Origin of the sequence: Planomicrobium sp. YIM 101495 (assembly GCF_009707665.1) — a bacterium.
Lineage (GTDB): Bacteria > Bacillota > Bacilli > Bacillales_A > Planococcaceae > Planococcus.
Map to the genome: position 1 here is coordinate 1,001,631 of NZ_WLZW01000001.1, position 15,083 is coordinate 1,016,713.

Here is a 15,083-nt window from a genome sequence, read left to right on the forward strand (position 1 = left end):
TATTGCTCCTCGTGTTCCAAAATTTCATCCCCAAAAAATAAGCGACCGCATGGGCCGCTTATTTCAAAATAGTTTTCACCCATTTCACTTTGTTGCCATATGGCGGGAACAACAAGTCCGTCGCTAACGTTGTCGATTTCTTCAAGACCGACTTCGCATGCGTGAACGTCTCGAAGCTCTTCTTTCCATGATATGCGTTCATGCCCGAAGGTCCGACGCCGCCGAATGGCAGATGGATGCTTCCGACATGTGACACCGTATCGTTGATGCAGCCGCCACCAAATGGCAGTTGCTCCAGGAAAAATTCGATCGCCCGCTCATTTTCCGAGAAGAAATAAGCGGCAAGAGGTTTCGGCAGCTTGCGGATTCTCTGGACGAGTTGCGGCAAATCGCTGTACGTCATGAGCGGGAAGACCGGTCCGAACAGTTCATCTGCCATCGAAGGGCTGCTCCATGTGATGCCGTCCAGCACGGTCGGTTCGATATATCGGTCGGCTTTGTCGATTGTTCCGCCGTAAATGATATTGTTCCGCTCCTGTTCCACGATTCCTGCCAAGCGTTCGAGATGCTTCTCATTGACGATGCGCCCGTAATCCAGGCTTTCTTGCGCATTATCCCCGTAAAAGCTTTTGATCGATTTGATCAACAAGCGTGTGAATTCATCTTTTACGGACTCATGGATACAAATATAGTCAGGCGCAACGCACGTTTGGCCAGTGTTCATTAATTTCCCCCAGACGATCCGTTTCGCTGCGACTTCAAGATTCGCTGTCTGATCGACGACTGCGGGACTCTTGCCGCCAAGTTCAAGTGTGATCGGCGTCAAGTTTTCCGCTGCCGCCTTCATGACCACTTTGCCGACCGGGACGCTGCCCGTGAAGAAGATGTAATCGAAAGAAGCATGAATCAGCGCAGTCACTTCTTCTTTCTCCCCTTCGACGACCCGAACATAGTGCGCCGGGAATGTCGCTTCGATCAACTGGCGCACGACCGCTGCGACGTGTGGCGTCGTTTCGGACGGCTTGACGATTGCGCAGTTGCCTCCGATGATCGCGCCGATCAACGGTTCGATGACCAATTGGAATGGATAGTTGAACGGGCCGATGATCAACACCGAGCCGTATGGTTCATTGACGATGAAACTCTTCGCCGGTTGGAAGTGCACCGGTGTCTTCACTTGTTCCGGCACCATCCAATCGTCCAAGTTCTTCAGCATGTGACGGATGCTATCGAGGACGATGCCGATCTCGGTCGTGTATGCTTCGAACTTGCTTTTCCCGAGATCTTTCTTCAGTGCTTCCGTGATCTCTCCTTCGTACGCGCGGATCACGGCCTGCAACCTCGTCAATTGTTCTTTCCGGAATTCGGCAGACCGCGTCACACCGGTGTGATAGTAGTGACGTTGTTCCTCAATCATCCCTTCAACGTCGTTCGCAGTAAAATTCATCATCTGTGCTCCTTCCTATTCAGCCAACAATTGATCGACCAAACGCTGGACGATCAGTCCTTCTTCAAATGGCACAAGCAACGTCGACAGTTCGTTCATCTCTTCGAAAATGGACGGGACCGCGGCAAATTCCGTCACTTGCACCCGTTCTTCGTTTCTTTCGGAAAGGTACAAGTCGTTCCAGTTTTCCAGCGTCAAGACACCTTGATCGCCGTATACCTTCAGTTGCAAGGATTCTTTCTGGCCGATACCGCTAAGTCCCGACAAGTGGAGTGGGATGCCTGCATTCGTCCGTCCATATGCGATGACGCCTGTTTCACACAGGTCCTGCTGCTGCGGGTACGTCACTTGGTGGTTAATCAATGTCAGGTCACCGAACATGCGATAGATCAATTGCAAGTAATGCGGGAACACTTCTCGGATGAAACCCCCTTGCTCTCGTGAAGCGATCCACGGGTTTTTTTGCCAAGGGCGCGGCCATTCCGGGAACAGTCCTTCGAATTCTACGCGGACCACATTCCCGATACTGCCGTTCTTGATGAGAATGACCATTTCTCGGACCGAATCCTTGTACATCAACGGGAAATGCATCGCAGTCTGTACTTGGTTCTCATCTGCCGCAATGGTCATTTGCAGTCCGTCTTCTGCATCATGCGCCAGCGGTTTCTCACTGAAGATGTGCAAACCTGCACGTGCTGCTTGGATCGCGATTTCCGCATGGCTTGCCGGCGGTGTACCGATATACAGCCAGTCGATCCCTGAGTGGAACAATTCATCGAGCGATTCCGCAATCGGCACACCGTATGTTTCGTTCAAATAGGACAACCGCTCCTTCTGTTCATCATACACGCCCAAAAGTACCACACTTTGCTCTTCTTCGATTTGCTTGATGATGCGTTCTCCAACAATTCCGGCACCGACCATCCCTAATTTGATCATCTGTACATCCCACTTTCTAATAAGGCCTAATGGCTCAATTTTAGTTGCTATTGTTTACTAGTGTAACCTTCACGGGTATAGGATAGTCAAATCATTTGAATACAAATACAATCAGAGGAGGAAGTAAAATGAACGAACATTCACAATGGTGGGAACCTATTTTCTCAGGACAATTGGAAGTTGGTATCGACAAGGAGAAGATGACGGACATGGACAAAGAGGATTTTCTTTATTTCCGTGGAGACACAGAAACGGACTATCATTCCTAAATGGAGGATGTGTTTGTCTCTCGTCCAAACAGTACATAACGAACGCCTTTTGCAGTCACTTGCAGGAAGGCGTTTTTGTTTGGTTCAACTTGAATGTCCGTTGCGACCAGGGTAAAAATTGACTAAACTTGATAGTAGAAATGAGGTGGCGATATGCTCAAAAGAGGATTGGCGTTCGCTCTCCTATGGCTCGTCCTTGCGGGATGTACATTGGAGACGACTGTCGAAGAGAAAGAGCTGCAGGAAGTCGAAGTCTTGTCGGTCATTGATGGGGACACGATCCGCATCGATTACGAAGGGGAATCGACGACTGTCCGTTATTTGCTCATCGATACACCGGAGACCAACCATCCGAGTCTAGGCGAACAACCGCTCGGGAAGGAAGCGACAGAAACGAACCGGGAGCTGCTCGCATCCGGCACCGTGTCGATCGAGTTCGATGAAGGCGGACGATTCGATGATTACGACCGTCTGCTTGCTTACATATATGTCGACGGAGAGAGCGTACAAGAACAATTGCTGGAACAAGGGCTCGCGCGTGTAGCGTATGTGTTCGAACCGAATACACGCTATGAAGATGAATTCAAAGACGCCGAACAACGCGCACGTGACGAATCACTCGGCGTCTGGCAATACGACGGCTATGCGACCGATCGCGGATTCAGAGCAGATGCATACGGCGGCGCGACAGCCGAGTCCGAGGAAGCTGACGGGGATTGCGCGATCAAAGGCAACATCAACCGGAACGGCGATAAAATCTATCACCTTCCTTCTGATTCTTCCTACGCCCAGACCAATCCGGAAGAGTGGTTCTGTACGGAACAGGAAGCTCAGGATGCCGGTTTCCGCGGAGTTGGCAGCCGATGAAAAAATAGTGTTGACTTTCTCTATAGACCCGTCCTATAATAGAACTTGTCCGATAGAGACGCGATTCCTTAGCTCAGCTGGGAGAGCGCTACCTTGACAGGGTAGAGGTCGCTGGTTCGAACCCAGTAGGAATCATTGGGTGCCAAACCCTCTAAAACCTTTAGGAACAGAGGTTTTACGTACGAGGTCACTTCTTTTGAAGTGGCCTCTTTTATTTGGTCTTTTTCTGATGGATGTAACGGATGTGTGACCATTACTTCCGCAGAAACACAGCCCGTCCATTTGTCGATACAGTTCGGAGCGCACAGCATCCCCCGCTTCCCCCCTAAAGGTGAGCGGGGGGTTCGTGCTGTCAATCATAACTCCCCCCCTTTTTGACAAATAAGTTTCCCCCCTTCTGCGATATCAGTACTATCTTCCAATGTTCCATTGTAATATTGAAGGAGATCATTACACTTTTTTCAGAAAAGAGGCGCCGTCGTGAAAAAGATTTTATCAGTCCTAGCGATTATTTCATTTATCTTCATCCTTCCATGGATCATTTGGCAGTTTCAAGGAAGCACTACACTAGATGTCGGCATCTTGGATAAGACGGTACCGACGGAAAACTACCGGGAACATCACGGCTTGACATGGATTTTGAATCACGGGAAATACGAGCAGGAAGATGGCAGTATTTATCGGAAAGAAACCGACTATTACGGCTTCCATTCTGACGAAGAACAGGACTCATATGAGGTGACTGAAATTTCTTCTTCCAAAGCGTCGTATGATTTACTGTATGTCGCAGATACATATGGGGTCTATGAAGAGGATTTGAGCTGGACGGAAGGCACAATGGGAGACAGTGCTCCTGAACTAGTCTACGGCGGCACGACCATGGAAGATTGGGAATCGATCACTTCGCACGTCGACAGAGGCGCGGACATGGTGGTTGAATTCAATGCGTTCTCTTCACCGACTGCTCCTGAAGTAAGAGAAGAAATGACAGAATATCTAGGACTCGAGTGGACTGGGTGGAGTGGCCGTTACTTCGGCAAACTCGAGCTTGAAAGCGACTTAGTTCCTGACTGGATCGTCGCGCGCTATGAGCAATCAGGAAATACGTGGCAATTCGAAGGGGAGGGATTCGTCCTGGTGCATGACTTGGAAGAGAAAATCGTTGTTCTTTCCGAAGAACAGGGAGATGTCGGATCGCTGGGCATCCGGCTTGTGTTCAACGAAACCGGGAACGAGCGTTTCGAATTGACCGGCTCCCCCGCTTTCCACTATTGGTTCGATATCAACTTGCCGACCGATGCTTCAACTACACTGGCAGACTACGATTGGGATTTGACGGACCAAGGCGCAGCAGCGCTTGAAGAGAACGGGATTCCCCGCTCCTTCCCTGCCATCGTCCACAGCCAGAAAGCTGCAGCGGACGTGTATTACTTCGCCGGCGATTTCGTCGATATCAGCAAAATGCCGGCCGTTCACCAATATTCCGGGTATGCGAACGTTTTGTCATGGCTCTCTTCATTGATACCGGATTCCGAAACGGCCTTCTATTGGAAAACGTACGTACCAGTCATGCAGCATATCCTGGAACAGGCTGAAGAAAAACGAAACACAGCAACAGAAAAATCACCGCAAGCAACTTACGAAGACTTGCATTACCCATCACGCGTCGCTGGGAATGACTTCGAAATTTACCGCGATGGCGAATGGGAAAAAGTGAAAATCAAAGGCGTCAACATGGGGATGGCCAAGCCCGGGACATTTCCCGGAGAAGCTGCTATTACCAAAGATGAATATGAGCGCTGGTTCCAGCAGATCAGCGACATGAATGCTAACTCATTCCGTGTGTATACATTGCACCCGCCTGGCTTCTACCGTGCACTTGAACGATTCAATGCTACTGCCGAAGAGCCATTATACCTCTTCCACGGCGTCTGGATTGAAGAAGAGCCGTTAGCTGAAGAATTGGATGCCTTCCACGAGCCGACAATGCAAGCCTTTCAAGATGAGATGCGCCGCCTCGCTGACGTCATCCATGGCAATGCCGTCGTCGAACAACGTCCCGGCCATGCTTACGGCACGTACACTGCGGATATCTCTCCCTATGTGATCGGCTGGATCCTTGGTGTTGAATGGTATCCATTTATGGTCGATGAGATGGAACGTCTCTATCCGGACCTTGGCGATTATGATGGAGAATATGTCTTCTCCGAAGGAGCGACCCCGATGGAGCATTGGGTGGCTCTGCAAATGGATCTGATCGCCGCGTACGAAGTGGATAATTACAACAGTATGCGGCCGACAAGTTTTACGAACTGGGTCACAACCGACAACTTGGACCACCCTGCTGAACCGAGCGATCAAGAAGATTTGGCGATAGTGGACCCGAACCACATCAAGTTGAAAGGTGCACTTCGAGAAGCAGGTATGTTCGCTTCCTATCACGTCTATCCTTATTATCCTGATTTCCTGAACCTGGAACCTGGCTACACAGAATTCATAGATCACCGCGGGGAACGGAATAATTACGCCGGCTACTTGCGTGACTTGAACGAATCACATGATTTGCCGTTATTGATCGCAGAGTTCGGTGTTCCCGGATCGCGCGGCAAAACGCATGAAAATCCGTTCGGGTGGAACCAAGGCTTCATTTCCGAAACAGAGCAAGGAGATATCGCTGTTCGGCTCTACGAAGATATGATGGCGGAAGACATGCTTGGTGGACTGGTCTTCACGTGGCAAGACGAGTGGTTCAAGCGCACATGGAACACGATGGATTACGACAATCCCGACCGCCGACCGTTCTGGTCGAACGCCCAGACGAACGAGCAGCAGTTCGGTGTTTTAAGTTTTGACCGCCATAAAGTGAAGGTCAATGGGGTCGATGACTGGGAAGCCGGCGAAGAACTGTTGGAGAAGCAAGACGGGAATATCCAATCAATCATGATGGATCATGATGAACGATACTTGTACGTGAAAGCTCAATTCGCTAAAGATGCCCGCGACTGGTGGGACGAACAACGGTTTAATCTGTACTTTTCCTTACGGAATGATGCCGGCGTCGAAGTGGCGACCGGTCCAGATACGACTGGGCGAGCGGATTTTCATCTCGCCATCCGTAACAAAGAGGATGCCCGCCTGCTGGTCGCCGGGGATTATGATACGTTCTATTACGATTACGTCGAACGGCTCGAACTGATGGAACCATCCAAGGAAGTGATCGAGGATGTCTTCCATCCGATCCGTCTCGCCTTGAACAAAGAAATTGTGCGGCCGGACACTGGGGAAATTCTTCCTTTCTCTTTTTACGAGACGGGAGTCATGCAGTTCGGCATCGCCGATCCTGCATCGGAATCCTACGATTCGCTCAATGACTGGTTTTACTCACCGGAAACTGGCGTCTTGGAAATCCGCATTCCATGGATGCTCTTGAACGCGAAAGACCCAAGCCAGCTTGAGTTCGTTGGCAATTTGCAAGAAGGCGGTCTCGAAGACGCAATTACGGTTGAGAACATCCGCATCGCTGCGACAATGACCGATGATGACGGCCAATTGACCGACTCCTTCGCAAATACCGCGGCCTATAGCTGGGAACAGTGGGATTTGCCTGAACACGAAGAACGGCTGAAACAATCCTATTACATTTTGCAGGATTTCTTTAAAGACATCCAATAAAAAACTGGCCAGTCCGCTTAATACGCGTACTGGCCAGTTTTTCATTTTATTCTTCTTTTGAGAAAACGCCTTTTCGTTCCATATTGCCCCATGTGCCTTTTTTACGGATCGCAGCGAAAATACCGATTACGCGCCAGAAGTTCAAGACGATCCGGAACCAAAGTGACTCCGTCAGTGCCCAGAAATAGAGAGTGATGATGCTCTTGACGTCCGGGTACTTGTGATACGTCCATTCCTCCAGCAAGACCGCCAGAGCGGACAGAAGCGAGCCGTACAGAATCGTCACAAGTAAAAGAACCGTCAGGACATCAGGTGAAATCAATCCAAAGAGGAGACCGGAAATAATCAGGAAATACCCGATAATTTCAAATACTGCACTCAACAGTTCGATGAACAGGAAGTATGGCATCGCAAACAGTCCGATTCCTTTGTACTTCGGATTGAACAACATCCCCCGGTGCAGCCACAACGTCTCGGCTAATCCCCGCTGCCAGCGGATCCGCTGGGCACGCAAAGATGCAATCGTGCTTGGCGCTTCTGTCCAACATACTGGATCCTGGATATATTCAATGCGTTGCTTCGACCCTTCTGCTTTGATCGACCGGTGGATCCGCACGATCAGTTCCATATCTTCTCCGACCGTATTCGGATTGTAGCCACCGACTTTTACTACACGGCTCTTCTCAAATACCCCGAATGCCCCAGAAATGATCAACAGGACATTGGCGCGGCTGAAGCCGAGACGTCCGATCAGGAAGGAACGGAAATATTCCACGATCTGCATGATTTCAAGCGGATTTTTGGGCAGACGGACTTGTTCGACGTGACCGTTCCTGATTCTACTGCCATTTGCAATTCTGACCGTTCCGCCTGTTACGGTGACGAGTCCCTCCGAATCGATGATTGGCTTGACCGTCTTGATGAGTGCATCATTGTCGAGGATCGAATCCCCATCGATCGCTGCAAAGTACGGATAATGGGAGAAATTGATTCCCGCATTCAATGCATCCGCCTTGCCCCCGTTTTCTTTTTCCAAAAGGAACAAGTTCGGATGCGTCTCGGACTGATATGCACGAAGAAGCTTCTGCGTCGAGAAGTAATTACGCGATGCAAGCTGGATCGGCTTCAAATGGAAACGTTCAAACAACTGGTCACTGGTGCCATCCTTGGAACCATCATTGATAACAATCACTTCGAATTGTGGATAATTAAGCTCCAACAAAGAATTGACTGTACTCGCGATCCCCACTTCTTCGTTGTACGCAGGGACCAAGACAGATATCGGATAGACATCCTTGCTGACGGCCAGCTCTTCAATCTGTTCCGTTCGATTCAAGTATTTTTCCCGGCTGATTTTCGGTGCTGCCACTGCGAATAAAGCTAGGTAAATCAAGTTGGCAGTCAGCATATAGACGATGATGATCCACGACAGCGTCTCCAAGACTGTACTGATATCCATCGTCATCGCGCTCTTCCTCCTTTACGCACAAGCATATGTGCTGCGATATCCCGTGCATAAGCGTCATCGCTTTTTGTATGGATCTGCTTCAACAACTCTTCGCCACCCGTCAATTGCGCGATGTTCTGGGCTGCAGCGAAGCGGACCCACCACACTTGGTCGGAGATGAGCTTCATGAGCGTATCGCGAAACTCTTCAAGCCTGCATGCCCCGATCAGTTTGGCGCTATACATCCGTTCTTGCCATGAAGCAGATTCCGCAAAACCTTCCAACAAAGAAAAAGCTGTGAATTCCCGATAACTGCACAAGCTCTTCATCGCTTTGATGCGGACTTCTTCCCGGGGATCTTCGAGCATTTTTTCGACGAATGGAAAGTAAGTGCCGTTGTTCAGCTCACCGACCACGGTGATGAAAGCGAAAAGCATATTTTCGTGTTCTTCCCGTCTTGTTTCAAGCATTTCTTCCGTCTCCGCGAGCAGCTCTGCATTCATCCGCAGCAAGAGCTCTTTCAAGAAGACGATGGAAGGCAGCGGTTCCTTGAACAAGTGGACCAGCACACGCTCATCACCGAAGCTCACCAAATTCCGCAAGCACTGCCGGTATTCCTCGTCACGTTTTTTCCGTTTCAAAAAATGTGCGTAAACTTCTTCTTTCATTGATGTCATCGAAAAATCGTCAATAAAGTATAGAGTGTTGATCCGGTCGGCCCATGAGCCTCGCTTCAACGTTTTTTTATATTGCACCGTCAAGTATTCTTCCGCTACCCGGCGAAGCGATTGAACCGCCTCTTCCCCGTCATACGCATGGTTCAGCTCATCCAGTATGCTTTCAGCTGCTTCCGTGCGGGCAGAACCCGTCAATCCGATCGCTGGGATTTCTTCTTGTTCGCCGTTCATGATTTTTAGCAGTTCTGGACGGAGCCGCGTGATTTCCGCTGCCATCCGCTTCTCTTTTTTCAACTGGCTTGTTTTCCAAGCGATCAGCTGAATCAAAATGAGCAGCTGCACCCCGAACAAAATCATGACAAGCCACGTAAAAAATCCGACCATTTCCTCACCCATTCCTTGTGAAACCACTATTTCCCTATCATATCGAAGAAGAAGTTAATAAATTCATCTTACTATATGTAACCCCATAAAACTAACAATCTAAATATTCCGAATTCCACGAAGAAAGACCCCCGGGCAACCCCTGAATATTCACAGGTTCGCTCGAAGGCCTTTATTATTTTAGCAAGAACATTTCTCGTCTACTTGTAACAGATTAAGCTCTTGCCACTTTCGGCGCTTTCTTTTCACGCGCTGTCCACTGGATGAAGAAAATAATCAAGAACACAATCAAACCGATCATATCGGTGTAGCCTTCCGGATAGATCAGCGCAAGACCAGTAGCGATTGCAATGATTCTTTCAAACCAATACAATTTCCGGTACCAATAGCCGATCATCCCGGCTCCGATTGCCATCATCCCGGCAAGAGCAGTCAAGAGTACCCAAACAACTTCCATAATGGTCGTATCGATCATCAGCAAGGCTGGCGACAGAACGAACATGTACGGAATGATAAAGGCTGCAATGGCTAATTTGGCTGCGATGAAGCCCGTCCGAATCGGTTCTCCTCCAGAAATACCGGAAGCTGCAAACGCTGCAAGTGCAACTGGCGGGGTAATATCGGCGATAATCCCGAAATAGAATACGAATAAATGGGCAGAAATCGCAATCACCATCGGAACTGCCGCCCCGGCCGGTTCATCGATCATAAGCAGTGTGATGATCGCCGGTGCTGCGATTGTAGACGTTATGACATAGTTTGCTGTTGTTGGAGATCCCATTCCAAGAACAATGGCAGCAAGCATCGTGAAGAACAGTGTCAGCAGGATATTACCGCCCGAAGCCGATACCAGCCCGTTTGCAAGGCTCAAGCCTAGACCGGTTTTCACGACTACGCCGACAATCATTCCCGCTGCAGCAGTCGCAGCCGCAACTGCAAGTGCTGTGCGTGCACCGTCAACTAACGCATGGATGATATCCATGAAGCCAAGACGTGTTTCTTTATTGAAGGCACTGACAAAAATCGTCAGCAGGATGCCGTACAACGCGGCGTGCATCGTCGGAATTCCGATAAGAAGGAAGACGATGATCGCCAAGATCGGCGCCAATAAATAAATCTTCTTCAGCACTTCTTTCCGGTCCGGCATCTCTTCCTTCGTCAGCCCTTTCAAGCCGACACGCTTCGCTTCGAAATGCGTCATGATCCAAACGCCGGCAAAGTAAAGGAATGCAGGAATAGCCGCAGCTTTGGCGATGTCCCAATAGTCGATGCCTCCGATGAATTCAACCATCAGGAAGGCAGCAGCCCCCATGATCGGCGGCATGATTTGCCCGCCGGTCGAAGCAGTCGCTTCGACCGCTCCGGCAAATTCTTTCCGGTAGCCGAGTCTTTTCATCATCGGAATCGTGTAAGAACCCGATGTCACGACGTTCGCGACCGAGCTTCCAGAAATCGTTCCTTGAAGCGCACTCGAGAAAATCGCAACTTTCGCCGGACCTCCCGTCAAATGTCCGGCCAGCGAAACAGCCAGATCGTTAAAGTATTGCCCCACACCGGTCTTCACCAAAAATGCCCCGAATAGGAGGAATACGAAGATGAAGGTCGCCGATACACTGATCGGTGTTCCGAGGATTCCGTCCGTCGTGTAGAACATCACTTGGATGATCGAATCCAATTCCTGTCCGCGGTGGCGCAGGAATCCCGGGAAATGCTGCCCGAAATACATATAAGCAAGGAACGTCGATGCGATGACGGTGATCGGAAGACCGACAGCCCGCCGCGTCGCTTCCAGCGTCAAAACAATGGCCAATATCCCGACTACCATATCAAGTTCCGTTACGCGCCCGATCCGGAAAACCAGATCATCGTACATGATCGGCCAATAAAGACCGATGCCGACAGACAATAACGCTAAGATATAATCATACCAAGCTACTTTTCTTCTTTCCCCTTTTCTCTTGAACGCGGGGAAAAGAAGGAAGATGAGTGTCAAAGCGAACCCTAAGTGGATCGATCGCTGGATATATGCTGTGTATTGCCCGAAAATGGCTGTGTATAATTGGAAGAGCGAGAAAGCCAGCAACAGGGCAAATACGACATTTTTCATTGTGCCAGCCAAATCACGTGTGTTGGATTCCGGATCGTACCTTTGCAAGATTTCCCTTTGCTGCTCTTCCGAAATATATACAGAATCTTCTGGTGGCATCTTTCTCTCTTCCAGCTCCTCAGGAGGCCGCTTTTCTGTCATTTTAGTTCACTTCCTTGAATTTTTTGTAAAAACGATAATTGCTTTATGCTGAGTGTATAGGAAGTCCCCCGGCTCAATGTTTTCTTCAAGTCATAATCCACTCCAGCCACGGACAACAGCAGCGCCTCGTCGATATCACCGACGAACATCCGGTATTCCGGTAAGAGCGTCGTCATGTTCCGGATGAAGTACTTGCCGTCTTCCTGGACGAACTCTTCTCCTTCATTCGCATTCGAAGGCATGCCGACAGCAAAATCCGAATACTCCACTTCTGTCATCATCAGCGAAGCATCCGGAAGCACTTCGAGGCTCTCGATAACTTCTGTCAAATGGATCGAATGGATATACTTGACCTGGAACTCATTGCTCTGGAGCTTTACATAACCGGATAGTGCGTCATCTTCATTCGAGATGAACACCAAATACTTCCCATGCGGTAGTACTGCGGCAAATAAACCTAACAGGAAGGAGATGAAAGCAATAAGTATGATGATTCTTTGTTTTTGCGGCTTCATCTCCACACTCCTCTTCTCCCACTTCGCAGCGATGAAACAAATAACGACGATAAAGCTTGCGCTTTACCGTCAATTAGATGAATCCACCTTATTAATTTACTTCATCGAAGTAGCGCTGTGCCCCTGGGTGAACAGCGATTCCGATACCATCCAACGCCGTTTCGGCTTTGATGAATTCAGCTTTTGCATGCTGGATCTGATCAGTATTTTCATAGATCGCTTTTGTGATGTCATATACCAAGTCTTCCGATAGATCGTTTTGAACAACAAGCATTGCCAAAACAGATACTGTCGGAACTTCATCTGCCATGCCGTATGTTCCTGATGGAATCGTTTCATGTGCATAGTAAGGATATTTCTCGATCAGCTCATCTGCTTTATCTTTTGCTACCGGTACGATCACTACGTCTTTTGTTGCGCCAAGACTGTCAACAGCTGCCGTAGGCGTTCCAGCAGTTACGAATGCTGCTTGGATCTGGCCAGACTGAAGGCTTTCCTGAGATTCCCCGAAGTCAAGGTTTTGTGTATCAACATCGTCCATTGTCATGCCGTGCACTTCCAAAAGCTGCTCCGCATTGATATACGTACCTGAACCTGGTGCACCGACTGAAACGCTCTTGCCTTTCAAGTCTTCATAAGAAGTGATGCCAGAACCTTCTGTCGTGACAAGTTGGATTGTTTCCGGATAAAGTGCTCCGATGGCAGAAACCGTGTCGATTGCTTCGCCTTCGAACATGTTCGTTCCTTCAGAAGCGTAGAATGCTGTATCCGTTTGAACGAATGCAATTTCCGCATCTCCGTCTGCAAGCGCTGTCATATTCGCCGCAGATGCTTGGGAAGATTCCGCTGTCGTGTCGATCCCGGTCTCGTTATCGATGATTGTCGCCATCGCTCCGCCTAGCGGATAGTAAGTACCAGTCGTACCTCCAGTCAGAATGCTTAGGAATTTAGGATTGCTTTCCCCTTCGTCTGCTCCCCCATTGTCGGATGCGGTATCATCTCCACACGCTGCCAAAAACATTGACCCTGCCAAAGTAATTGCTGCAAATAATCCGAATTTCTTCTTCAACATTCGATTTCCCCCTTTGTCATAATTGTAACAATCCTATCCTACCATGTTAAACAGACTAGTATCAAGACACCTTGACAAAAAGCTTCACCTTTAATTTTCCGTTTAAGTTGTCGCTCCGTCGATATCGTTCTCCGGTGCCGTCTCGGAAGGCTTCAAATCTTCGAAGGTCTTCCCTTGTTCTTCCAGGTCGCGTGTGCGGTGAGCGATGCGCGAAGAGGCACATGCAGCGATACTCGCGATGAGATCGTCCAAAAACGTGTGGACTTGTCCGCCAATTTTCGTATCAAGCTTGCGGATGATGCCGATCTTGTTCTTGTCCAAATGGCCGAATGTCGTGACCGCGATGCTTCCGTATGTCAGCACTGCACCGAGTCCGATCATTTCATCGACGCCGAACAGCCCTTCATCCGAACCGACGATCTGCTGGAGTGGGCGGGATAACTTCCCTTGCTCCGCCAGCTCATCCATCTCGACACCGACAAGGATGGCATGCTGAAGTTCCCTTTTTTTCAAGACGCTCTCGACCGACTCCACGCAATGTTCAATGGTCAGTCCTTCATTATAAGGCCGCTGCATCTCGAGAACAATATCCGCAATGTCCTGCTTCGTGACCCCTCTTCGTTCAAGCGCTTCATATGTTGCCTTTGTCACTTCGTCCGAATGAACCCGGAAATTTCTTCCATCCATTGTTTCTCCCCCTTTTTTCGCTCTATTATACCAATGATGTCGATTATGTTACAATTTTTGTAGGAAAAGAAGGAGGCGTTTTTTTATGAACAGAGGCACAGTTGAAGATTTGACCCTTTATAGTAATGAATTGCAAGAGGAGATGCAGTTGCTTGTCCACCTTCCGTACAATTATTCTCCCCTTTATAAATACACGATCGTCATCGCCAATGATGGCAAAGATTACTTCCAGCTCGGCCGCATCCCGCGCGTCGTTGATGAATTGCTCGAGAACAAGGAAATCGAAAACATCATCACGGTCGGCATTCCTTACAAGAGCGTCAAAGACCGCAGCAGTAAATACGAACCGACTGGCGAGAAACATGCAGCTTACTTGCGCTTCCTTGCACACGAACTTGTGCCGTTCTTGGACGAGAAATATCCGACATACCAGGTCGGCATGGGCCGCGCGTTGATCGGGGACTCCCTCGCAGCGACCGTCTCACTCATGGCTGCACTTAAATACCCGAATATTTTCGGCCGCGTCATTTTGCAATCGCCGAAAGTCGGACCAGAGATGATCCAAGCGATCGAAAGCTTCCAAGCAACGCATGCCTTCACGATCTATCACGTCATTGGCACCGAAGAACTGGCCGTTCCTTTAACCTCCGGTGGCACAGAAAACTTCCTGGAGCCGAACCGGGAATTGAACAAGTTGCTGAAAAAAAAAGGATTCTCCATGTTCTATGAAGAATTCAAGGGAGACCACACTTGGAAGCACTGGCAACCGGATGTAAAACGTGCCTTAATCCAAAATTTCGGTGTTTGAGGTCTATTCACAATCTTTGATCAAATTTGTTATACTTGAATTAAGATAGTT

At 49.1% G+C, this 15,083-nt stretch carries 12 protein-coding genes and 1 tRNA gene; 5 read left to right on the forward strand and 8 right to left on the reverse strand.

Annotated features, from left to right (window positions below; all coding sequences use genetic code 11):
• Window positions 1-58: 58 nt before the first annotated feature.
• Window positions 59-1,447, reverse strand: coding sequence for an aldehyde dehydrogenase (locus GIW82_RS05105; RefSeq protein ID WP_154749606.1), 1,389 nt, complete (start codon window positions 1,445-1,447; stop codon window positions 59-61).
• Window positions 1,448-1,462: 15 nt separating this feature from the next.
• Complete coding sequence (locus tag GIW82_RS05110) at window positions 1,463-2,386, reverse strand: Gfo/Idh/MocA family protein (RefSeq protein ID WP_154748804.1); 924 nt, start codon at window positions 2,384-2,386, stop codon at window positions 1,463-1,465.
• 128 nt (window positions 2,387-2,514) lie between these two features.
• Here GIW82_RS05110 and GIW82_RS14675 point away from each other — a divergent pair, with 128 nt between their 5' ends.
• The 4 genes from GIW82_RS14675 to GIW82_RS05125 all read left to right on the forward strand — a co-directional run bounded on the left by GIW82_RS14675 (window position 2,515) and on the right by GIW82_RS05125 (window position 7,194).
• Window positions 2,515-2,655 carry a hypothetical protein gene (locus tag GIW82_RS14675; protein WP_195913943.1) on the forward strand — a complete coding sequence of 47 codons (141 nt, stop codon included), beginning with the start codon at window positions 2,515-2,517 and terminating at the stop codon, window positions 2,653-2,655.
• Between the two features lie 153 nt (window positions 2,656-2,808).
• Window positions 2,809-3,522, forward strand: a complete 714-nt coding sequence (locus tag GIW82_RS05115) for a thermonuclease family protein (RefSeq protein ID WP_154748805.1) — start codon at window positions 2,809-2,811, stop codon at window positions 3,520-3,522.
• Window positions 3,523-3,584: 62 nt separating this feature from the next.
• A tRNA-Val gene (locus tag GIW82_RS05120) sits at window positions 3,585-3,657 on the forward strand.
• Between the two features lie 345 nt (window positions 3,658-4,002).
• Window positions 4,003-7,194, forward strand: a complete 3,192-nt coding sequence (locus GIW82_RS05125) for a hypothetical protein (RefSeq protein ID WP_370456010.1) — start codon at window positions 4,003-4,005, stop codon at window positions 7,192-7,194.
• A 46-nt stretch (window positions 7,195-7,240) separates the two neighbouring features.
• On the opposite strand, the gene GIW82_RS05130 is transcribed toward GIW82_RS05125, so the two are convergent.
• The 6 genes from GIW82_RS05130 to GIW82_RS05155 form a co-directional block, all read right to left on the reverse strand.
• Window positions 7,241-8,659 carry a glycosyltransferase family 2 protein gene (locus GIW82_RS05130; RefSeq protein ID WP_154748806.1) on the reverse strand — a complete coding sequence of 473 codons (1,419 nt, stop codon included), beginning with the start codon at window positions 8,657-8,659 and terminating at the stop codon, window positions 7,241-7,243.
• The gene (locus tag GIW82_RS05135; RefSeq protein WP_154748807.1) at window positions 8,656-9,714 is read right to left on the reverse strand and encodes a HEAT repeat domain-containing protein; all 1,059 of its coding nucleotides are present in this window, start codon (window positions 9,712-9,714) and stop codon (window positions 8,656-8,658) included. The genes GIW82_RS05130 and GIW82_RS05135 overlap by 4 nt, the downstream gene beginning before the upstream one ends.
• A gap of 202 nt (window positions 9,715-9,916) precedes the next feature.
• Window positions 9,917-11,950 (reverse strand): TRAP transporter permease, encoded by a 2,034-nt coding sequence (locus tag GIW82_RS05140; RefSeq protein WP_154748808.1) that lies wholly within the window; start codon window positions 11,948-11,950, stop codon window positions 9,917-9,919.
• Window positions 11,947-12,465 carry a DUF1850 domain-containing protein gene (locus GIW82_RS05145; protein WP_154748809.1) on the reverse strand — a complete coding sequence of 173 codons (519 nt, stop codon included), beginning with the start codon at window positions 12,463-12,465 and terminating at the stop codon, window positions 11,947-11,949. Before GIW82_RS05145 ends, GIW82_RS05140 begins: the two co-directional genes overlap by 4 nt.
• 91 nt (window positions 12,466-12,556) lie before the next feature.
• The gene (locus tag GIW82_RS05150; RefSeq protein WP_154748810.1) at window positions 12,557-13,537 is read right to left on the reverse strand and encodes a TAXI family TRAP transporter solute-binding subunit; all 981 of its coding nucleotides are present in this window, start codon (window positions 13,535-13,537) and stop codon (window positions 12,557-12,559) included.
• A 102-nt stretch (window positions 13,538-13,639) separates the two neighbouring features.
• Complete coding sequence (locus GIW82_RS05155; protein WP_154748811.1) at window positions 13,640-14,224, reverse strand: phosphatidylglycerophosphatase A family protein; 585 nt, start codon at window positions 14,222-14,224, stop codon at window positions 13,640-13,642.
• 85 nt (window positions 14,225-14,309) lie between these two features.
• On the opposite strand from GIW82_RS05155, the gene GIW82_RS05160 reads away from it, so the two are divergent.
• Window positions 14,310-15,032 (forward strand): alpha/beta hydrolase, encoded by a 723-nt coding sequence (locus GIW82_RS05160; protein WP_154748812.1) that lies wholly within the window; start codon window positions 14,310-14,312, stop codon window positions 15,030-15,032.
• Window positions 15,033-15,083: the final 51 nt, after the last annotated feature.